This window comes from Flavobacterium sp. XS2P24 (assembly GCF_030010285.1).
GTDB classification, from domain to species: Bacteria; Bacteroidota; Bacteroidia; order Flavobacteriales; family Flavobacteriaceae; genus Flavobacterium; species Flavobacterium algoritolerans.
Genome location: NZ_JASCRU010000003.1, coordinates 126605 through 146279 on the forward strand (window position 1 = coordinate 126605; position 19675 = coordinate 146279).

At 33.7% G+C, this 19675-nt stretch carries 20 protein-coding genes; 16 read left to right on the forward strand and 4 right to left on the reverse strand.

Annotation, left to right across the window (positions count from 1 at the left end):
• Positions 1–66 precede the first annotated feature (66 nt).
• The 3 genes from QLS31_RS03705 to QLS31_RS03715 all read right to left on the reverse strand — a co-directional run bounded on the left by QLS31_RS03705 (position 67) and on the right by QLS31_RS03715 (position 3726).
• Positions 67–1404, reverse strand: a complete 1338-nt coding sequence (locus tag QLS31_RS03705; RefSeq protein ID WP_282742690.1) for a DEAD/DEAH box helicase — start codon at positions 1402–1404, stop codon at positions 67–69.
• 143 nt (positions 1405–1547) lie between these two features.
• Positions 1548–3092, reverse strand: coding sequence for a DEAD/DEAH box helicase (locus QLS31_RS03710; protein ID WP_282712980.1), 1545 nt, complete (start codon positions 3090–3092; stop codon positions 1548–1550).
• 106 nt (positions 3093–3198) lie between these two features.
• On the reverse strand, positions 3199–3726 hold the full coding sequence (locus tag QLS31_RS03715; RefSeq protein ID WP_121342034.1) for a DUF6155 family protein: 528 nt from the start codon (positions 3724–3726) through the stop codon (positions 3199–3201).
• A gap of 102 nt (positions 3727–3828) precedes the next feature.
• On the opposite strand from QLS31_RS03715, the gene QLS31_RS03720 reads away from it, so the two are divergent.
• The 3 genes from QLS31_RS03720 to QLS31_RS03730 are packed head-to-tail and all read left to right on the forward strand — an operon-like array spanning position 3829 to position 5775.
• Positions 3829–4107, forward strand: a complete 279-nt coding sequence (locus QLS31_RS03720) for a DUF3817 domain-containing protein (RefSeq protein WP_282742693.1) — start codon at positions 3829–3831, stop codon at positions 4105–4107.
• On the forward strand, positions 4100–5356 hold the full coding sequence (locus QLS31_RS03725; protein WP_282742694.1) for a mechanosensitive ion channel domain-containing protein: 1257 nt from the start codon (positions 4100–4102) through the stop codon (positions 5354–5356). Before QLS31_RS03720 ends, QLS31_RS03725 begins: the two co-directional genes overlap by 8 nt.
• A gap of 26 nt (positions 5357–5382) precedes the next feature.
• The gene (locus QLS31_RS03730; RefSeq protein WP_282742696.1) at positions 5383–5775 is read left to right on the forward strand and encodes an ACT domain-containing protein; all 393 of its coding nucleotides are present in this window, start codon (positions 5383–5385) and stop codon (positions 5773–5775) included.
• 21 nt (positions 5776–5796) lie between these two features.
• On the opposite strand, the gene QLS31_RS03735 is transcribed toward QLS31_RS03730, so the two are convergent.
• Complete coding sequence (locus tag QLS31_RS03735) at positions 5797–6180, reverse strand: hotdog domain-containing protein (protein ID WP_099715534.1); 384 nt, start codon at positions 6178–6180, stop codon at positions 5797–5799.
• Positions 6181–6249: 69 nt separating this feature from the next.
• On the opposite strand from QLS31_RS03735, the gene QLS31_RS03740 reads away from it, so the two are divergent.
• The 13 genes from QLS31_RS03740 (at position 6250) to QLS31_RS03800 (ending at position 19673) form a co-directional block, all read left to right on the forward strand.
• Complete coding sequence (locus QLS31_RS03740) at positions 6250–6651, forward strand: glyoxalase (RefSeq protein WP_282742697.1); 402 nt, start codon at positions 6250–6252, stop codon at positions 6649–6651.
• Between the two features lie 212 nt (positions 6652–6863).
• Entirely contained in the window at positions 6864–7577 is a 714-nt protein-coding gene (locus QLS31_RS03745; RefSeq protein ID WP_282742699.1) for an alpha/beta fold hydrolase, read from the forward strand.
• Between the two features lie 18 nt (positions 7578–7595).
• Positions 7596–8543, forward strand: a complete 948-nt coding sequence (locus tag QLS31_RS03750; protein WP_121342036.1) for a hypothetical protein — start codon at positions 7596–7598, stop codon at positions 8541–8543.
• Positions 8544–8693: 150 nt separating this feature from the next.
• Positions 8694–9800, forward strand: a complete 1107-nt coding sequence (locus tag QLS31_RS03755) for a carboxylate-amine ligase (RefSeq protein WP_282742701.1) — start codon at positions 8694–8696, stop codon at positions 9798–9800.
• A 40-nt stretch (positions 9801–9840) separates the two neighbouring features.
• Positions 9841–10671 carry a homoserine O-succinyltransferase gene (locus tag QLS31_RS03760; RefSeq protein ID WP_099715529.1) on the forward strand — a complete coding sequence of 277 codons (831 nt, stop codon included), beginning with the start codon at positions 9841–9843 and terminating at the stop codon, positions 10669–10671.
• A 15-nt stretch (positions 10672–10686) separates the two neighbouring features.
• Positions 10687–11877, forward strand: coding sequence for a hypothetical protein (locus QLS31_RS03765; RefSeq protein ID WP_282742703.1), 1191 nt, complete (start codon positions 10687–10689; stop codon positions 11875–11877).
• 484 nt (positions 11878–12361) lie between these two features.
• Positions 12362–12925, forward strand: coding sequence for a gluconate 2-dehydrogenase subunit 3 family protein (locus QLS31_RS03770; RefSeq protein ID WP_282712975.1), 564 nt, complete (start codon positions 12362–12364; stop codon positions 12923–12925).
• Between the two features lie 53 nt (positions 12926–12978).
• Positions 12979–14682, forward strand: coding sequence for a GMC family oxidoreductase (locus tag QLS31_RS03775; RefSeq protein ID WP_282718330.1), 1704 nt, complete (start codon positions 12979–12981; stop codon positions 14680–14682).
• A 10-nt stretch (positions 14683–14692) separates the two neighbouring features.
• On the forward strand, positions 14693–15856 hold the full coding sequence (locus tag QLS31_RS03780; RefSeq protein ID WP_282742705.1) for a Gfo/Idh/MocA family oxidoreductase: 1164 nt from the start codon (positions 14693–14695) through the stop codon (positions 15854–15856).
• Between the two features lie 39 nt (positions 15857–15895).
• The gene (locus QLS31_RS03785) at positions 15896–16948 is read left to right on the forward strand and encodes a sugar phosphate isomerase/epimerase (RefSeq protein ID WP_099715524.1); all 1053 of its coding nucleotides are present in this window, start codon (positions 15896–15898) and stop codon (positions 16946–16948) included.
• Between the two features lie 19 nt (positions 16949–16967).
• The gene (locus QLS31_RS03790) at positions 16968–17342 is read left to right on the forward strand and encodes a c-type cytochrome (RefSeq protein WP_282742707.1); all 375 of its coding nucleotides are present in this window, start codon (positions 16968–16970) and stop codon (positions 17340–17342) included.
• Positions 17343–17445: 103 nt separating this feature from the next.
• The gene (locus QLS31_RS03795) at positions 17446–18903 is read left to right on the forward strand and encodes a Gfo/Idh/MocA family oxidoreductase (RefSeq protein WP_282742709.1); all 1458 of its coding nucleotides are present in this window, start codon (positions 17446–17448) and stop codon (positions 18901–18903) included.
• A gap of 32 nt (positions 18904–18935) precedes the next feature.
• Positions 18936–19673 (forward strand): DUF1080 domain-containing protein, encoded by a 738-nt coding sequence (locus QLS31_RS03800; protein ID WP_282712970.1) that lies wholly within the window; start codon positions 18936–18938, stop codon positions 19671–19673.
• Positions 19674–19675: the final 2 nt, after the last annotated feature.

The window sequence follows — 19675 nt, forward strand, 5'->3', positions numbered from 1 at the left end:
CATCCATAAATATACGTTATTTATGGATGCAGATAAAATATTAAATATTAAAAAAACTTTAAATGTTTAGTTCTTTTTTAGTCTTTTAACGGGCTTTTCTGTAGGCTCATTTTTATTTTGAAGGATGTAATTAGCCAATAACTTTTCAATCAATTCATCTTTAGTCAAATGATGAAAAACCGTTTTTATTTTTTCTTTTAATTCTGGGGCTACATCATGATTCGGTTTTGTCTTGAAAATTTGCTTCGCCCATAATAACGTGTTATTTTCTTCGATGCTGGCAACAGTTGGTTTCTTGAATTGAGTAAATTTAATTCCCAACTCTTTTTCGAAATCAGCAATTTCCACTACTTCTTCCGGTTGTAAAACCGTCAAAGAAAGCCCCTTTGCTCCTGCTCTGGCTGTTCTTCCGCTACGGTGTACATACGCTTCGTAAACATCCGGTAAATGATAATTAACTACATAAGAGATTTCTTTTACGTCAATTCCTCTTGCCGCTAAATCCGTCGCTACCAATATATTGATATGTCCTTCACGGAATTGCTCCATGATTCTGTCTCGAATTCCTTGTGATAAACTTCCGTGCAATGCACCCGAAGAAAATCGGTTGATGGCTAAGTTTTTAGCTAATTTATTGACTGCAGCTTTCGTTTTGCAAAAGATAATTCCGCGTTCTCCTTCTTTAGAATTTAGGAAATGCATTAAAACATCCAGTTTTTCAATAGGATCCACCACAATATATTCATGGTCAATTCCTTGATTTCCTATTGTTTCCATGTTGGCACTAACTTGCACCACATTTTTATTTAAATAGTTCTGAATTAATTGCTTGATGGTTCCTGGCATGGTTGCCGAGAATAAAAAAGTATTATGAGTTTTAGGTAATTCCGCTACAATTTCATCTAAGCTTTCTTTTAGAATAGTTACCATTTCATCGGCTTCATCGAGCACAAGGAATTTGGTTTCTTTTAAGTTTATCGCTTTGCGCTGAATCAAATCTATTAATCTTCCCGGAGTTGCAACAACAATATGTGTAGGTGTTGCAAGTCGCTCGATTTGTGGTTTGATTGGAATTCCTCCACAAGTTGCTGCAATAGAAACTTGAGGTAAATATTTAGCAAAATCTTCTAAGTTTCTAAAAATCTGGTGTCCTAATTCACGTGTTGGAACCAAAACAACAGCCTGTACAACAGGTAAATTAGTATCTATTAATTGTAAAATAGGCAATCCAAATGCTGCCGTTTTTCCTGTACCTGTTTTAGCAAGTCCAACCAAATCCGTAGTGTTTGATAAAAGTAACGGAATTGTTTTTTGCTGAATTTCTGTTGGTACAACAATTTTCAATTCGGTAATCGCTTTTAATATGGGTGCTGAAATTCCTAAATCAGAGAATTGTTTTGGCATTTTTTTGGATTTTATATTTTATAAAAAATAGTTGTTTTGTAAACGTAATTTTTAGCCCCGATAGCAGTGAAAATCCTTTTATTTTTTCTTTAAAAATAAAAGATTGTAACGAATAGCGGGATTAGCTCCTTGAAAAGAAAATATTAATCTTCATCCGGTTCGTTCATGATTTTCTCACGATATTTTTTCCCGGTTAACAATACCAGTTTCAATTTGTAATCGTCAACAAGCCACTCGCGGTAATTTTTACTGCACTGACTCAAACATTTTGAATAGCGCTTGATACGGCAATCGATATCATCATCTAACAGTTTTCCTAATGCTTTTGCTTCTTGCAGGGTTTCAGAATTATCAACACACATGGCAGCGTGCTGTTCCAATGATTTTTCCAGTACTTCTTTGGAACGTAAATTTTGTTTGATGATGAGTTTGTGTTCTTCATCGACATCAAAAGTCACGACTTCGGTTTTACTGAATTTAGAGCGTACATCAGGCGGCATACTGTATTTAAAATACAATTCGATTTCTGTATCATCACGTAAATTCTCTAAGTAAAACTCCGGAGATTTAAAGATGTGCTGCCAGTTTACCGGCTCACTCCACAATCCGAATCGTGCTGCATTATTTCCTAAATCGATAACGCTAAAAGTATCTTTATTAGGTAATTTTCTGGAACCACGACCAATCATTTGGTAATATAAGGTCAATGATTTTGTCGCTCTGTTCAGAATAATGGTTTCTACAGTAGGTTCATCAAAACCGGTGGTAAGAATCCCAACCGATGTTAAAATTGCATCCGGCGTATGCTTAAACCAATGTAAAATATCTTTTCTTTCCTCGTTATTACTGGTGTTGTCTAAGTGACGAATCGCATAACCGGCTTCTCTAAATGTTTCATACACATATAAAGATGTATTGATTCCATTATTGAAAATTAAGGTTTTCTTGCCTAAAGATTTCTCGGTATAGGCATGCAATAATTTTTCCTGCATCGCCATATTCGTGTATAAATCATCAGATGATTTAACGGTGTAATCCCCATTGATACCGACTTTTAACGAAGTCAAACCGACATCATAACTATACGTGACTGCTTTGGCCAAAAAGCCATTTGCAATCAAAGAACTAATGGTGTCCCCTACGATTAATTCATCATAGCTTTCATGCATTGGTAATTTAATATTCGAACTTAAAGGTGTTGCGGTAACGCCTAATATGAATGCATTTTTGAAAGAGCTTAATAATTTTCTGAAGGAATTGTAATGCGCCTCATCAATGATTACCAATCCTACATTATCTAAATGGAGTTTTTCATCGTTGATACGGTTTTTCAAAGTTTCGACCATGGCCACAAAACAAGAATAATCGTTTTGGTCCGGAAGTTCTTTTACTTTACTGTTGATTATTTTGTTTTTTACATCAAAACCCTTCAACATTTTTGAAGTTTGCTTACACAACTCAATTCGGTGTGTTAAAACAACTACTTTTTTATCGTGTTGTGATAAATAACGGCGTACTATTTCTGAAAAAACTACAGTTTTCCCACCACCAGTAGGCAGTTGATATAACAAATGGTGTTGTGGAGGTGCATTATCTATGCGTTCAAATATGGCATCAATATCGCCTTGTTGATACGCATAAAGTTCTTTTTTGTCTTCGATTTCTATTTCTAAAGTGTTTTGGGACATTGCTTATTGTTGGATTTTTGCAAAAATACACCTAAAAAACAGTTTAATTGTCAATTTTAATTAAAAAAAACAGGATTGATTAAATAAAATTGAATTATGCAACCGCTCAATATTCAAATCGCTCTATTATAGCATTAAACTCCGGTTCGTTGAACCACTTCTGTTCTATGGTTTCGGTATGAATTCCTATTATCCTTGTTTTGAAATCATTGAGTATTCCATTTGCAATCAAGAAAATAACGGCTTGCTCAAAAGAATTGAACATACTTTTAAAAAATAAGTCTTGCTTTACGATGTGTTCAGAGGAGAATGTTTGTGCAATTTCGATGTTATAGAGCATTACATCGGCAATTAGGAATGGATCTACGCCCAAAAGTGTAAAATGCTTGATGTATTTTTGGGCAACGGAACGCCTCATTTTTGGTTTACTGCGTCTTCCTGCCTTTTTTAAAGGGTAATATTCATTCGAAATTTTGAGTTTGCATTCCTGCAAAAGTGTTTCTTCCTTTGGATTAAAAACAAAATTATAATAGACTTTCACGGGGCTGAATTTCTCGTACAATTCAATAATTTGTTCTTCGAGTTGCTCCTTATTTAGTTCGGCTAAATATTTTTTTAAATCGCGTTTGCTCATTATCAAAGTTTAAGAATACAAAAGTAATTTACTTTAGGAAGGAATGCATCGAAAATCAATGATAATACTTAATTTTGTCAATTATCACTTAAAATAAAATAAATGCTTAAGATTTTTAAGGTTACAGCAATAGTAGAAGGTATATCTGCCTTATTGTTATTTTTCTTTGCTATGCCAATGAAATACATTTTTAATGACCCTACTTATGTCAAACACATTGGAATGGCTCACGGCGTATTATTTACTGCCTACATTATTTTGGCAACAATTTTAAAGTTTAGTGAAAAGTGGGATTTAAAAAAGTATTTTATCATTTGTATTGCGTCAATTCCTCCTTTTGGTACTTTTTACATAGAAAGAAAATACTTGAAAAATGTATAAATTAATAGAAAAAATATTCAATTTTCTATATCCTATATTCAGAAAATGGGGATTAGGCAGCAGTTTTGCTTCTTACCTGAGTCTGTTTATAAATATTGCTATACTTTGCGTTTTGGCATATGCTATTTATGTAGTCTTTCGTCTTATTTTGGTAACGATTATGGCGGTAATCGCCCAGAAAACTAAAACCAAATTTGATGATTTATTAGTGTCTAATAAAACGGCTAAATACATCGCACATTTAATTCCGCTGTTGTTTATTTACAAATCGGTTCCAATCATTCTGGAGCGCTATGAATATTGGGAAGGCGTTTTTGGAAAACTTGTTGGGATTTATATTGTATTGCTTGTTTTATGGATTATCCGAACTATTTTCAATGCATTACGAGATTATTTAAAGCTAAAACCAAGATACAGCGATAAACCTATTGACAGTTTTATTCAAGTAATCATGATTGTGCTTTGGGCTGTTGGGATTACAGTGATTATTTCCAAATTATTTGATATTGACCAAAAAGAGCTTTTAACCATTTTAGGAGCTGTTTCTGCAGTTATAATTTTGATTTTCAGAGATACAATTTTAGGTTTTGTCTCCAGCGTTCAAGTATCCATAAATGATATGGTTCGAATTGGCGACTGGATTACGATGGATAAATTTGGTGCCGATGGTGATGTAATTGAAATCAATTTAGCAACAGTGAAAGTTCGAAATTTTGACAATACAACCACCACAATTCCTACTTACAGTTTAAGCTCCGATTCATTTCAAAACTGGCGCGGAATGCTGAATTCAGATGGAAGACGTATCAAAAGACACATTCTTATTAAAACGAGCAGCATCCGATTTTTGGAAGAAGCTGAATTAAGTGACTTAAAAAAAATCCATCTGATATCAGATTATATTGACACTCGAAAATTAGAAATAGACGAATATAATTCTATCCATAAAATTGATAAATCAATTGCGATTAATGGACGAAATTTGACTAATTTAGGTTTGTTTAGAAAATATATTACAGAATATTTATTCAATTATCCGGGATTAAATAAGGATATGTTGATGCTTTGTCGTCAATTACAATCTACATCACACGGAGTTCCTCTCGAGGTTTATGCCTTTTCACATGACAAGCGATTTGAGAATTACGAGTACATCATGTCGGATATATTTGATCATATTATTGCTTCTGTAAAATATTTTGATTTGGAAATTTTTGAAATGGTATCCGAAAATGATTTCAAAGTATAAAAAATTTAAATGCATTCTACATTAAAATGAGCGGAGAAAAAGACTTAGGTAAGTTGCTTAAAACAATGAAACCGGAACATATTTTAGGAGAATATGTTTTTTGTATGGTTCATGATTTGGCAAATCTAAATCTTAAAGATATTATTATGACATTCAAAGAACAGGAAGGTACTACCATAGTGATCAAGAAGGAATTTGCCGATAGTCTAAAATTAGAATATTCTTTTATTGCTTCTTGGATTACTTTAACAGTTCATTCTTCACTGGAAGCTGTAGGATTAACCGCCGCTTTTTCCAATGCTCTTTCGCAGGAAGGAATAAGTTGTAATGTGGTAGCCGCTTTTTATCACGACCATATTTTTGTAGATAAAAAAGACACTGATAAAACAATGGAAATCCTTAATCGATTTTCAAATTAAAGGCGAAAATATCAAATCTAATTACAAACGATTCTTAACAAATTCAATTTCGGTTTTTCCGTGTGCTTTTGGTTTTCCGTTACCATCTAAATTTACCATTGTAGTGTGATCTATCGTGATAATCGTTTCGCGTGTCATCATATTTCTAGCTTCACATTTTAGGGTTAGCGAAGTATTTCCAAATTTTAAAACATCAATACCAATTTCTATAATATCACCTTGTTTTGCTGAGCTTCTGAAGTTGATTTCAGACATGTGTTTGGTTACAATTCTGGTATTTTCTAATTGAATAATGGTGTATAATGCCAATTCTTCATCAATCCAAGCCAATAATTTACCTCCAAATAATGTTCCGTTAGGGTTTAGATCTTCTGGTTTTACCCATTTCCTAGTATGAAATCGCATAATTTTTCTTTATATCTGCAAAAATAAACTTTTCTTATGGCTATTTTCTTTATTTTTAAAGAAAAAAAAATGAGCGAACGTGATACTTTTTTAAAAGAATTCAGAGGACAAACAATAGGCTCCGTAACCAATCAATCTTCAACCGAAGAATCATTTCAAAATGAAGTGCTTAGACCTATTTTAAAACTACAAAACGATTTGTTTATAGCTTCATTTATTAATTATGTAGCAAAAAACAAAGCAGATTTTTATAGCTACACCGTAGAAAAAAAATTATCGGTTATAGAAAATGCTATCCAAAAAGACATCAAGTTTAGAAATGCATTAAAAGGAATGATAATCGCATTATTCACTTCGGATGAATATGCCGTTTATATAAAAAACTCATCAAATATCAATAAAAGAATGATGAGCATGTTAATTGAAAGACTAAAAAGTCAAGTCCAATTGTTTGAATTAAAGGAAAACTAAAAAAAGGAATCTTAATTTTTTTAGTTTTAGAAATATGTTAAAAGGAATTGATTTGTTGTTTATAATTTAAAAAACAGCGACATATTCATTCAAATTTTACAATTAAATTACAATTTGACAATCGTAATGTTTTATACAATAAATCTTAATTAAGTATAAATATTTATGTCATTTGCACGAATTTTTTCATTATAATTGTTAAAAATAAAGTTATGAAGGAAGAATATTTTAAATGGCATTCACCCAATCTTAACAGGGATATTGAAATGTTAGTTTTTGGACACGCAGGATATCCTATTATTTTATTTCCCACTTCTATGGGCAGTTACCATGAAAATAAGGATATGGGATTGATTGATTCCGCAAGATGGTACATCGATCAGGGTTTAATCCAAATATTTTGCCCGGACAGCATTGACAAAGACAGTTTTTACAATAAAAATATTCATCCCATACATCGCATAGAAAATCATGTGAGATATGATAAAATGATTTGTCACGAAATAGTTGAAAAGGTAAAGAATAATACTTCTTCAGGAAAAGTTGTTATGGCAGGTTGTAGTTTTGGCGGGTATCATGCGGCCAATTTTGCGTTTCGACATCCAGGATATGTGAGTCATGTATTTTCGATGAGCGGTGCTTTCAATATTAAAAGTTTTATGGATGGTTTTCACAATGATGATGTGTTCTATAACAGTCCTGAAGATTATTTATACGGACTGGATGATTATGAATTATGGAATATGGATATCGTTTTAGGGACTTCTAACTGGGATATTTGTTTTGATGCTAATCTAAAATTAAGCAAAGTGCTGAGTGACAGGAATATTCATTATTGGTTGGATATTCGTCAAGAACGCAAGCACGACTGGCCTGTTTGGAAAGAAATGTTTCCACATTATTTATCAAGAATTAAATTTTTTTAAAATTATAAACGTATCAAGATGAAAAAAATCGGAATTTTATTTGGAATGGAAGACACCTTTCCGCAAGCATTTATTGATCGTGTCAATTCAAAAAATGAAAAAGGAATCATTGCCGAAGCTGTTGCAATTGATAAAGTGGTTCAAAATCAAGACGGTGAATATGCAGTAATTATTGACCGAATTTCGCAAGACGTTCCTTTTTATCGTGCTTATTTAAAAAATGCCGCTTTAACAGGAACCAATGTAATTAACAATCCTTTTTGGTGGAGTGCTGATGATAAGTTTTTTAATAATGCTTTGGCAGATACGCTTGGAGTTCCATTGCCTAATACGGTGATTCTTCCTTCAGCTGAACATCCTACTGATACAACCGGAAAATCATTCCGAAATTTAAAATACCCAATGGATTGGGAAGGAATCTTTGACTACATTGGATTTCCGGCTTACATGAAACCGTACGCTGGCGGAGGTTGGAAAAATGTATACCGATTAGAAAACAAAGAAGAGTTTTGGGAAAAACATCAGGAAACAGGGCAATTAGTAATGATGTTACAAGAAGAAATTGTTTTTACGGAGTATTTCAGAGTGTATTGTTTGGGCTGCAAAGCTGTTCGAATTATGCAATACGAACCTAGAAATCCGCATCATTTGCGCTATGTAATTGATGGACCTCCAGTAGATAAAAAGTTATTGGCAACTATAAAAGACTACACTTTGCGTCTTTGTAAAGGTTTAGGATATGACTTTAATACGGTAGAATTCGCAGTTCGTGACGGAATTCCGTATGCGATTGATTTTGGAAATCCTGCGCCTGATGCCGAGTTGACTTCGGTGGGTGCTGAAAACTTTGAATGGGTAGTTGAAGAAGCTGCTAAAATGGCTATTGCTGCTGCAAAAAAACAAAAACCAGGAAAGATAAATTTAACTTGGGGAACTTTTATAAAAGATGCCGCTGCCGGGAAATAAGATGCTATAGATTGTCGAATGCCCTAGTCCCGATTAAAGTGAAAATCCTTTTTTGTTCTTAACTTTTTCAGGACAAAAAATGATTGAAGCGGAAAGTAGACACGAGCGAAGCGAACTGACGGAGTAAATAGCTCCTAAAAAAATAAATTAATGAAAAAATTACCTGTTTTTACACTTGGTGTAGAAGAAGAATATCAAATTATTGATCCTGAAACGAGAGATTTACGCTCGCATTTGTCAAAAATTGTGGATGGAGCCAAAATAATTTTAAATGAGCAAGTTAAGGCCGAAATGCACCAATCAGTGGTGGAAGTTGGTACCAATATTTGTCATAGCGTTAATGATGCCAAAAATGAGATTCGGTTTCTGCGTTCAAAAATCGTTGAATTAGCGGATAAACAAGATCTTATTGTTGGTGGTGCAGGGACACATCCATTTTCAAAATGGCAAGATCAACCCATAACTGACGATCCCAGATACCACGATATTGTTAATGAATTACAAGATGCGGCACGTTCTAATTTGATTTTTGGAATGCATTGTCACGTAGGTATTGAAAACCGTGAAATTGGTTTGCAATTGATGAATCAAGCGACCTATTTTCTGCCTCACATATTTGCGCTTTCGACAAATTCCCCTTTTTGGGAAGGAAGAAAAACGGGTTATAAATCCTTTAGGACTAAAGTTTTTGATAAGTTTCCAAGAACTGGATTACCGGAATATTTTGATTCTGTAAGTTCGTACGAAAACTATTTAGATACTTTGGTAAAAACAAATTGTATCGATAATCCAAAGAAAATTTGGTGGGATTTACGCTTGCATCCTTTTTATAATACGATAGAATTCAGGATTTGTGACATGTGTTTAACAGTTGATGAAACCATTTGCATAGTAGCTATTATTCAAGCAATTGTGGCTAAACTCTACAAATTGAACATGAACAATACGAGTTTCAATATTTATCGATTGGCGTTGATAAAGGAAAATAAATTTCGTGCTGCCCGCTATGGAATCGATAATAATATGATTGATTTTGGTCTTCAAAAAGAAGTGGAAACTAAAATGCTCATCTTAGAATTATTAGACTTTATTGACGATGTTGTTGATGAACTGGGAAGTCGTGAGGATATTAATTATGTTCATGAAATTTTGAAAAATGGAACCGGAGCAGACAAACAATTAACTGTTTTTGAAGAAACAGGTGATCTTAGCAAAGTCGTGGACTTTATAACTGGCGAATTTACAAAGGGATTGTAAAATATAAATTATCTTTGCGCATCGTTTTTTAAAAATAGTTATGTCGAATAAAATTATAAAAATAGCGCTTTTAGATATGTACAAAGGAGAACCTAATCAGGGGATGCGTTGTATAATTGATGTTGTAAACAGGTTCAGTCCTGTAGTTAGTTTTGAAATATTCGATGTTCGGGTAAAATGTGAATTACCGGATATTAAGGAATTTGATATTTATATTTCTACCGGTGGTCCAGGGAATCCATTAATTGGAGATGGAAATTGGGATGTGAAATATTATGCGTTTATTGATTCGTTGAACAAATGGAATAGTGAAAATGCGGTTAAAAAGCATGTACTGTTCATTTGTCATTCTTTTCAAATGGCTTGCTTGCATTTTGGGTTGGCCACGGTTACCCGAAGAAATGATACTTCTTTTGGTGTAATGACCATTCATAAAACCAAAGAAGGAGTTACAGATCCTTTATTTGAAGGACTTGCAGATCCTTTTTACGCAATTGATTCCAGAGATTATCAAGTAGTACAGCCTAAGCTTAGTGTTTTTGCCAAAAAAGGCGCAAAAATTATTTCGTTGGAGAAAATTAGAGACCATGTTCAATACGAGCGTGCTATCATGGCGGTTCGTTTTACAGACTATTTTGTAGGTACTCAATTTCATCCCGAAGCAGATCCAATTAGCTTTGTCTCTCATTTAAGAAACAAACAGGCAAAAGAAAAAATTAGAGCTATGAAAGGAAAAAGGAAGTTTAGAAATATGTTGGAAGATTTATTAGATGATGATAAAATATACCGAACAAATGAAACCTTGATTCCAAACTTTCTAAGAACTGCTATTAATGACTTGATGAAAACAAAGAAAATGCTTTCTAATTAATAAATTCATTTCGAGATGATTTCAAAATATCGGGAGTTATTTAATGCTCAATTTACAGAAAAGAAATATCAGGAATTTAAAGATGATATTGCTTCCGATTTTAATTATATGCCTACCTTTCGTTTAGGAGAAACGCCTTTTTTTATTTCGAAAGAGCTTAAAAATCAATTGATTGAAGGTTGTAATGAAGTTATTTCTTTTATTCAAAAAGAAGACTTTAAGTTATTAACAGATAAGTCGTTAGAACTAAATCATAAAGTTCCAAATGAGGATGATCACACCACTTTTTTAGCAATTGATTTTGGAATTTGTGAAGAAGACGGAGCTGTTATTCCTAAACTTATTGAAGTGCAAGGATTTCCTTCTTTGTATAATTATCAGATTAATTTATACGACAAATTCAAGAATCACTATCCATTCCTCAGTGAGTTAACACCATTTATCAATAACATTGAACCACAGGAATATCTGGATATTTTGGAAGAAGCGATTTGCAATAACCATCCAAAAGAAAATGTTATTCTCCTTGAAATTGAACCCGAAAAACAAAATACAAAGATTGACTTTTATTATTGCCGAAGAGATATTGGTATACCGATAGTTTGCGTTACTGAACTCATAAAGAAAGACCAACAACTGTTCTATAAAAATGAAAAAGGCGATGAAATTCTTGTAAAAAGAATCTATAATCGGGTTATTTTTGATGAATTGGATTTGCGAACGGATTTGAAATTAAACTTTAATTTCTCTGATGAACTTGATGTGGAATGGGCTGGACATCCCAACTGGTTTTTTCGAATCAGTAAATTTATTTTACCATTCTTAAAAGGGAAATATTTCATCGAAACAACTTTATTAAGTGAGCTCAAAGAAATCCCACAAGATTTAGAAAATTATGTTCTAAAACCACTCTTTTCCTTCTCAGGAACAGGAGTTATTTTTCATGTAACAAAAGAGGATATTGAAGCAGTTGTCGAAAAAGAACTTTATATTCTTCAAAAAAAGGTAAACTATCTTCCTATTGTACAATCTCCTGATGGGAAAGTAAAAGCCGAAGTCCGTGTACTCTGTTTTTGGAAAAATGAAGATGCCGCACCTACTCTATTGTGCAACTTGGTTCGATTAAGTCGTGGCGAAATGATAGGCGTAAAATTCAATAAAGATAAAGATTGGGTTGGAGGAACACTTGGATTATTTGAGAGGTAAATTATTGATATTGTCAAGCCTTAAGTTTTTCGAACTTATACTTTTAATTTTATTTCAATTTAGATCCTCATTTGTCTATATTATCTTATTCAAAACAAAGGCCTTTATTCTTAAATGCAAAACCATATTTAGTCGAGCTATATAAAATTTATTTTTAAGATTAATTTTTAGTAATAATGTCATTATAACGCATTGAAATTACTTAAAATGGAAATCGCTTAAAATTTTATAAGTTAAAACTGATTAAATTAAACTAAAAACAACAAAAAAAAGGATTATTAGTCTTATGTAATTTTTTTTTTTTCTTGTTTTAACAGATTACAGATAGTGTTTAATGAATTTTTTAAAGCGATTCCCTTAATAATTTGAAAAAAATGGAATTATTCAATAAATTAACATAAAAAAAATTAAGCTATTTTTTTTTTCTTTATTATTGTAAGGTTATAATAATTTAAGAATAATAAACAATTTTAATAATTAACAAATGAATAGAAGAGAAGCACTTAAAAGCGTTGCGTTTTTGATGGGAAGCGCAATCTCAGCAACTACTATGGGCGTTTTATTTGAAAGTTTTACTTTGCCTGAAAAAGAAAAAAATCGAGTATTTTTTTCCGCTTCGGATGAGGAGGTTTTAGCTGAATTTGCCGATATCATCATACCGACGACAGCATCTTCACCAGGAGCTAAAGCCGCAGGACTTGGCCCTTTTATTCCTATGATGATTAGAGATTGTTATCCAGCACAGATGCAAGAGATTTTTGCATCAGGAATGAAAGATATGCAAGCAAAATGCTTGAAAGATTTTAATAAAGATTTCTTGGCAATGTCAATAGAAGAGCGTCAGAAATTAATGGAAGCTTTAAAAGACGAAACAATAGCTAATGGAAAAGCACCTTCTTTCTTTTTGATTGCAAGAGATTTGACACTTCTAGGGTATTACTCTTCAGAAATAGGCTGTACACAAGCACGTGAATACCTTCCAGTTCCCGGTAGATATGATGGAAATGCTGATTACAAACCTGGACAAAAAGCTTGGGCTACCAACTAATTGTTATTGGAACCTTTTGTCTTAAACTATTTTATTAAATAAAAATACTACACGTGAATATAAATACGAATTTAAAAGAGGAAAATACATATGATGCTATTGTAATAGGATCAGGAATTAGTGGTGGTTGGGCAGCAAAAGAACTTACTGAAAAAGGTTTAAAAGTTTTGATGTTGGAACGCGGTATGAACATTGAGCACGTTAAAGATTACGAATCTGCAATGAAAGCTCCTTGGGAATTTGAGCATGCCGGTAAACTTACTGAAGAACAAAAAAGAACACATCCGGTACAAACACGTGATTATCCATACAATGAAGCTACCGAAAAATGGTGGGTTAATGACTTGGAATGTCCGTATACAGAAGACAAACGTTTTGACTGGTACAGAGGATTTCATGTTGGAGGAAAGTCTTTAATGTGGGGTCGTCAAAGTTACCGTTTTAGCGACCACAATTTTGAAGATAATGCCAAAGATGGTCATGGTAATGACTGGCCTATCCGTTATAAAGACCTTACTAAATGGTATGATTATGTAGAGAAATTTGCAGGAATCAGTGGTCAAGCAGAAAACTGGCCTCTTTTACCAGATGGTAAATTTTTGCCTCCAATGGATTTAAACTGTGTAGAAAAATCAGTTAAAGAAAGATTAGAAAAGCATTATAACAGAACACGTATTTTAACCATTGGTCGTACGGCTAATTTAACGGTGCCTCATAAAGGTCGTGGAAGTTGTCAATATAGAAATTTATGTAGTCGTGGTTGCCCGTTTGGAGCTTATTTCAGCACGCAATCATCTACATTGCCTGCTGCTATGGCTACTAATAGATTAACAGTAAGACCCTACTCTATTGTGAATCATATTATTTATGATAAAGACACAAAAAAGGCTAAAGGTGTAATGGTAATTGATGCAGAAACAAATGAAACTATGGAGTTTTATGCTAAAATTGTTTTTGTAAATGGTTCTACTTTAGGATCAACATTCATCTTATTGAATTCAACTTCAGAAGCGCATCCAAATGGGATGGGTAATGCTAGTGGACAATTGGGACATAATTTAATGGACCATCATTTCCGTTGTGGAGCCGAAGGAACAGCTGAAGGTTTTGAAGATAAGTACACATACGGAAGAAGAGCAAATGGTATTTATATTCCAAGATACCAGAATGTAGGTGGTGATAAACGTGATTATTTAAGAGGTTTTGGTTATCAAGGAGGCGCCAGCAGAGGATCATGGCATAAAGAAGTAGCAGAATTAGCTTTTGGCGAAAACTTTAAATCTACCATGTCATTACCTGCTGATTCTTGGAGCATGGGATTAGGTGGATTTGGAGAAATGTTACCTTATTATGAAAACAAAGTATATATCGATCACAACAAAAAAGACAAATGGGGACAACCTGTTTTGGCTATTGATTGCGAATACAAAGAGAATGAAGCTAAAATGCGTGAAGACATGATGAATGATGCTGCTGAAATGCTCGAAGCTTCTGGAATCAAAAATGTAAAAACATACGATAACGATTGTTATCCTGGAATGGCTATACACGAAATGGGTACTGCCAGAATGGGTAATGACCCTAAAGATTCAGTTTTAAATAAATGGAATCAAATGCATGAAGTTAGTAATGTATTTGTTACCGATGGTTCTTGTATGCCTTCTATCGCTTGTCAAAATCCATCATTAACATTTATGGCTTTAACGGCACGTGCATGTGATTATGCAGTAAAAGAATTAAAAAAAGGAAATATTTAGGTTCATCATTATGAGAAAATTAAGAATGGGTATGGTCGGTGGTGGCCAAGATGCCTTTATAGGTGCAATTCACCGCTTAGCCGCCAATATGGATGGACTAATTGAATTAAGTTGTGGTGCATTAAGTATAAACCCAGAAACAGCAATAGCATCTGGTAAAGCCTTGTTTCTTCCAGAATCAAGAACATATTTAACGTATGACGAAATGATTAAAGCTGAAGCGGCATTACCTGCTGACCAAAGAATCGATTTTGTTACTATTGTTACTCCAAATTTTGCGCATTTTGCACCTGCTATGATGGCTTTGGAGCATGGTTTTAACGTAGTAATTGAAAAACCAATGACTTTTTCATTGGAGGAAGCAAAACTATTGAAACAAAAAGTAGAAGAGACAGGACTAATACTTTGTTTGACACATACCTACTCCGGTTATCCAATGGTTAAACAAGCGAAAGCTATGGTTAGCGAGGGAAAATTGGGTAAGATTAGAAAAGTCTTGGTAGAATATCCTCAAGGATGGTTAAGTAAACTATCAGAAAGAGAAGGAAATGCACAAGCTGCTTGGAGAACTGATCCTAAAAAATCAGGAAAAAGTTCTGTAATGGGAGACATTGGAACTCATGCATCACATTTAGCCGAATATATTACCGGAGCTAAAATTACAGATGTTTGTGCAGAATTAAACACACTTGTTGAAGGCCGCGTAATGGATGATGATGGCGCTGTATTGTTGAAGTTTGACAATGGCGCAAAAGGAGTTTTAATTGCATCTCAAGTTGCTGCTGGCGAAGAAAACGCTTTAAAAATTAGAGTTTATGGTGAAAAAGGTGGAATCGAATGGTTCCAACACGACCCAAATACTTTAATGGTTAGATGGTTAGATGAACCAGCGCAGATTTTAAGAGCGGGATCTAATTATGGAGCACATTTATCTTCATTTGCTACCCATAATTGTCGTACTCCTGGCGGGCATCCAGAAGGTTATTTAGAAGCATTTGCTAATATTTACCGTAACTTTGCCTTAACGCTTGGTTGTAAGTTAGATGGTACAGAGCCTACGCCTGAAATGTTAGACTTTCCTTCTGTTGAAGATGGATTAAGAGGAATGGCATTTATTGATAACGTAGTAGCATCATCACAATCTGATAAAAAATGGACTCCTTACGTTTTGTAATAAAATAGGAATTCATAAAAGTTTTAGACAAAATATAATATGACAACAATACAAGGCCCAGCAGTATTTTTAGCTCAATTTATCAGTAATGAAGCTCCTTTTAATTCCTTAGATGGGATTTGCAAATGGGCTGCTGATTTAGGTTTTAAAGGTATTCAAATGCCAACATTAGATACTCGATTCATTGATTTGCAAAAGGCTGCAGAAAGTAAAACCTATGCAGAAGAACTTAAAGGTACAATTGCTTCTTACGGATTAGAAATCACAGAACTATCAACTCACTTACAAGGTCAATTAGTTGCGGTTCATCCTGCGTATGATGATTTTTTTGATGCTTTTGCACCTGTAAATGTGCATGGTAATTCTAAAGCCAGACAAGAATGGGCAGTGCAACAATTGAAATATGCTGCAAAAGCATCCCAAAATTTAGGTTTAAATGCACATGCAACTTTTAGTGGTTCTTTGCTTTGGCAATATTTTCACCCTTGGCCACAAAGGCCTCCCGGCTTAGTTGAAGACGGTTTTGCCGAATTAGCAAAACGTTGGTTGCCAATTTTAAATGAGTTTGATCAAAATGGGATCGATCTTTGCTATGAAATTCATCCAGGAGAAGATTTATTTGATGGGGAAACCTATGAAATGTTTTTGAAGGCTGTAAATAACCATTCAAGAGCTTGTTTACTTTACGATCCGTCACATTTTGTATTGCAGCAGTTAGACTACATTCAATATATTGATTTCTATCACGAAAGGATTAAAGCTTTTCACGTGAAGGATGCCGAGTTTAACCCTACAGGAAAGCAAGGAACTTTTGGTGGATATCAAAGTTGGGTAAATCGTGCGGGACGTTATCGATCTCCCGGAGATGGTCAAATTGATTTTAAAACTATTTTCAGCAAACTGGCACAATATGATTTCAAAGGTTGGGCTGTTATGGAATGGGAATGTTGTATTAAAAATCAAGAAGATGGTGCACGTGAAGGTGCTGAATTTATAAAAAATCATATTATAAAAGTTACCGATAAAGCATTTGATGATTTTGCTGCGGTAGAAACTAATAAAGCTTTTAACAGAAAAAACTTAGGATTATAAAACTTAAATAGAAATGAAAATGAAATTAAAATATTTGCTTTTTGGGGTAGCTTTAATTAGCTTAACCTCATTTTCCAATGATAATTTAGATACAAAATATATTAAAGCCATAAAAAAAACAAACGCCATTTTTCAAACATCTGATGGAGAGAAATTAATTGCTAAATCTGATTGTGTTGGATGTCATAAATTAGACAAAAAACTTATAGGTCCCTCCTATTTAGATATTGCAAAAAAATATCCTTCTAATGAAAAAAATGTCGCTTATTTATCCGGTAAAATTATAAAAGGAGGTTCTGGAGTTTGGGGAACTATACCGATGGCCGCTCATACATCTCTAAAAAAGGACGATGCAAAATCAATGGCGAAATATATTTTATCCTTAAAAAAATAATTCCAAAGGTGCTTTTCAATATTCTAAATAACTTTAGAATATTGAAAAGAACTTCATTTATTAAGCTATTTTATTACTATTAACTATAACCGTATTAAAATAAATGAAACAAAAAGAAGAAGAGAATAAAATCACAAACAACCGTCGTGATTTCATAAAAACAACAGCAATAGCGGCAGCAGCTTTTATGATTGTTCCTCGTCATGTTTTAGGAAGAGGATTCGTAGCACCAAGTGATCGTTTATCAATAGCCAGTATTGGTGTTGGTGGAAAAGGAAAATCTGATATTGCTATGTTTGCCAGCAGTGGAAAAGCCGATATTTCATTTTTGTGCGATGTTGACACTAAAAGAGCTGCCGCAAGCATAAATAAATTTCCAAAAGCTAAATTTTATAAGGATTGGCGCGAAATGTTAGATAAAGAACACCAAAACTTCGATGCTGTTTCAGTTTCTACACCGGATCATAATCATGCTATACAAGCTCTAGCAGCTATGCAATTAGGGAAACATGTATATGTTCAAAAGCCTATGGCACATGATATTTACGAAGCTCGTATTTTGACTCAAGCGGCCAAAAAATATAAAGTGGTAACCCAAATGGGAAATCAAGGTGCATCAAATGATGGTACCAGAATAATGAAAGAATGGTATGAAGCTGGTTTAATTGGTGATGTTCACACTATTCATGCTTGGACAGACCGTCCAGTTTGGCCTCAAGGTATTCCTTGGTCTGCCAATAAAGCGGATATTCCAAAAGAATTGGATTGGGATTTATGGTTAGGAACAGCCCCTTATAAAGAGTATGTAAATAAATTAGTGCCATTCAACTGGCGCGGTTGGTGGGATTACGGTACAGGTGCATTAGGAGATATGGGATGCCATTTATTAGAAGCTCCTTTTAGTGTATTGAATTTAAAATATGCTAAAGATGTTCAATGTAGTGTTGGTTCTGTTTATGTAGATGAATTTCAAAGAGGATATTTCCCAGAAAGTTGCCCTCCTTCAAGTCATGTTACATTAACTTTTCCAAAAACTGAAAAAACAAATGGTGACATAGCGGTACACTGGATGGATGGAGGAATTCAACCTGAAAGACCTACTGAATTAGGCCCGAATGAGATTTTTGGTGATGGTGGAAATGGAACGTTATTCACTGGTACAAAAGGAAAAATGATGTGTGATACGTATGGTTTAAATCCTCGTTTACTTCCTCTTAGCAAAAATGAAAATCTCAAAGTTGCTCAAAAATATAGCAGAGTAAAGGATGGTTCCGAAGGTCATTACAGACAATGGGTTGAAGCCGCAATTGCAGGTTACGGGAAAAAAGAATTAAGCTCTCCTTTTGAAATTGCCGGACCATTAACTGAAGCTTTATTGATGGCAAATCTTGCAATCAGAGGTTACGATGTGATGAGAGAAGAACTTGGAGAAGAAGTATATCCAGGACGTTCAGCAAAATTATTATGGGATAATGATGCTATGAAAATCACTAATTTTGACGAAGTTAATCAATTTGTAAAACGTGATTATCGTCAAGGTTGGAAAGCTTTAACTTTATAAACAAGATTAATTATTAAATCAAAAATTTAAAAATGATTAAAAATATTTGTACTTCATTAATTGTTATGGTAATGATTCAAACAGCAAATGCACAACAAGCACCAATAGCAAAAGGATTTAAATCAATATTTGATGGACAATCAACAACAGGATGGCATACTTATGGAAAAAAAACTGCTGGTTCCGGTTGGAAAGTTGAAGATGGTGTATTGCATTTTGACCCTACCGCTGCCAAAAATGGTCAAGGAGGCGATCTTGTAACAGATATAGAATACGAGAATTTTCATTTAAAATTAGAATGGAAAGTAGCAGCAAATGCAAACAGTGGTATTATTTTCTTTGTAAACGAAGATTTGACAAAATTCAAAAATACTTACGAAACTGGATTGGAAATGCAAGTATTGGACAATGACGGTCACCCTGACGGAAAAATTGAAAAACACAGATCAGGAGATTTGTATGATTTAATAAAAAGTACTTCTGAGCCTGTTAAACCAGTTGGAGAATGGAATTCTGTTGACCTTGTATGTAAATTCGGAAAACTGACAATGTTATTGAATGGCGTGAAAGTAGTTGAAACTACACTTTGGGATGCCAACTTTAAAACATTGGTAGCAGGAAGTAAATTTGCTACTTGGCCTGGTTTTGCTGCATTCAAAAAAGGAAAAATTGCATTACAAGATCACGGTGATAATGTGTGGTTCAGAAACATTCAGATTAAAGAATGGAATTCTATGAAAATTACAACTGGATGTGAAGCCGGTATGTAATT

What these genes read in the sequence shown, in the direction of transcription:
- QLS31_RS03745 (WP_282742699.1), top strand. Translation starts at nt 6,864, where the DNA reads ATGAAGGAAGAATATTTTAAATGGCATTCACCCAATCTTAACAGGGAT.
- QLS31_RS03715 (WP_121342034.1), bottom strand. Translation starts at nt 3,726, where the DNA reads ATGAGCAAACGCGATTTAAAAAAATATTTAGCCGAACTAAATAAGGAG.
- QLS31_RS03795 (WP_282742709.1), top strand. Translation starts at nt 17,446, where the DNA reads ATGAAACAAAAAGAAGAAGAGAATAAAATCACAAACAACCGTCGTGAT.
- QLS31_RS03800 (WP_282712970.1), top strand. Translation starts at nt 18,936, where the DNA reads ATGATTAAAAATATTTGTACTTCATTAATTGTTATGGTAATGATTCAA.
- QLS31_RS03740 (WP_282742697.1), top strand. Translation starts at nt 6,250, where the DNA reads ATGAGCGAACGTGATACTTTTTTAAAAGAATTCAGAGGACAAACAATA.
- QLS31_RS03765 (WP_282742703.1), top strand. Translation starts at nt 10,687, where the DNA reads ATGATTTCAAAATATCGGGAGTTATTTAATGCTCAATTTACAGAAAAG.
- QLS31_RS03760 (WP_099715529.1), top strand. Translation starts at nt 9,841, where the DNA reads ATGTCGAATAAAATTATAAAAATAGCGCTTTTAGATATGTACAAAGGA.
- QLS31_RS03770 (WP_282712975.1), top strand. Translation starts at nt 12,362, where the DNA reads ATGAATAGAAGAGAAGCACTTAAAAGCGTTGCGTTTTTGATGGGAAGC.
- QLS31_RS03725 (WP_282742694.1), top strand. Translation starts at nt 4,100, where the DNA reads ATGTATAAATTAATAGAAAAAATATTCAATTTTCTATATCCTATATTC.
- QLS31_RS03705 (WP_282742690.1), bottom strand. Translation starts at nt 1,404, where the DNA reads ATGCCAAAACAATTCTCTGATTTAGGAATTTCAGCACCCATATTAAAA.
- QLS31_RS03785 (WP_099715524.1), top strand. Translation starts at nt 15,896, where the DNA reads ATGACAACAATACAAGGCCCAGCAGTATTTTTAGCTCAATTTATCAGT.
- QLS31_RS03720 (WP_282742693.1), top strand. Translation starts at nt 3,829, where the DNA reads ATGCTTAAGATTTTTAAGGTTACAGCAATAGTAGAAGGTATATCTGCC.
- QLS31_RS03755 (WP_282742701.1), top strand. Translation starts at nt 8,694, where the DNA reads ATGAAAAAATTACCTGTTTTTACACTTGGTGTAGAAGAAGAATATCAA.
- QLS31_RS03780 (WP_282742705.1), top strand. Translation starts at nt 14,693, where the DNA reads ATGAGAAAATTAAGAATGGGTATGGTCGGTGGTGGCCAAGATGCCTTT.
- QLS31_RS03750 (WP_121342036.1), top strand. Translation starts at nt 7,596, where the DNA reads ATGAAAAAAATCGGAATTTTATTTGGAATGGAAGACACCTTTCCGCAA.
- QLS31_RS03735 (WP_099715534.1), bottom strand. Translation starts at nt 6,180, where the DNA reads ATGCGATTTCATACTAGGAAATGGGTAAAACCAGAAGATCTAAACCCT.
- QLS31_RS03710 (WP_282712980.1), bottom strand. Translation starts at nt 3,092, where the DNA reads ATGTCCCAAAACACTTTAGAAATAGAAATCGAAGACAAAAAAGAACTT.
- QLS31_RS03790 (WP_282742707.1), top strand. Translation starts at nt 16,968, where the DNA reads ATGAAATTAAAATATTTGCTTTTTGGGGTAGCTTTAATTAGCTTAACC.
- QLS31_RS03730 (WP_282742696.1), top strand. Translation starts at nt 5,383, where the DNA reads ATGAGCGGAGAAAAAGACTTAGGTAAGTTGCTTAAAACAATGAAACCG.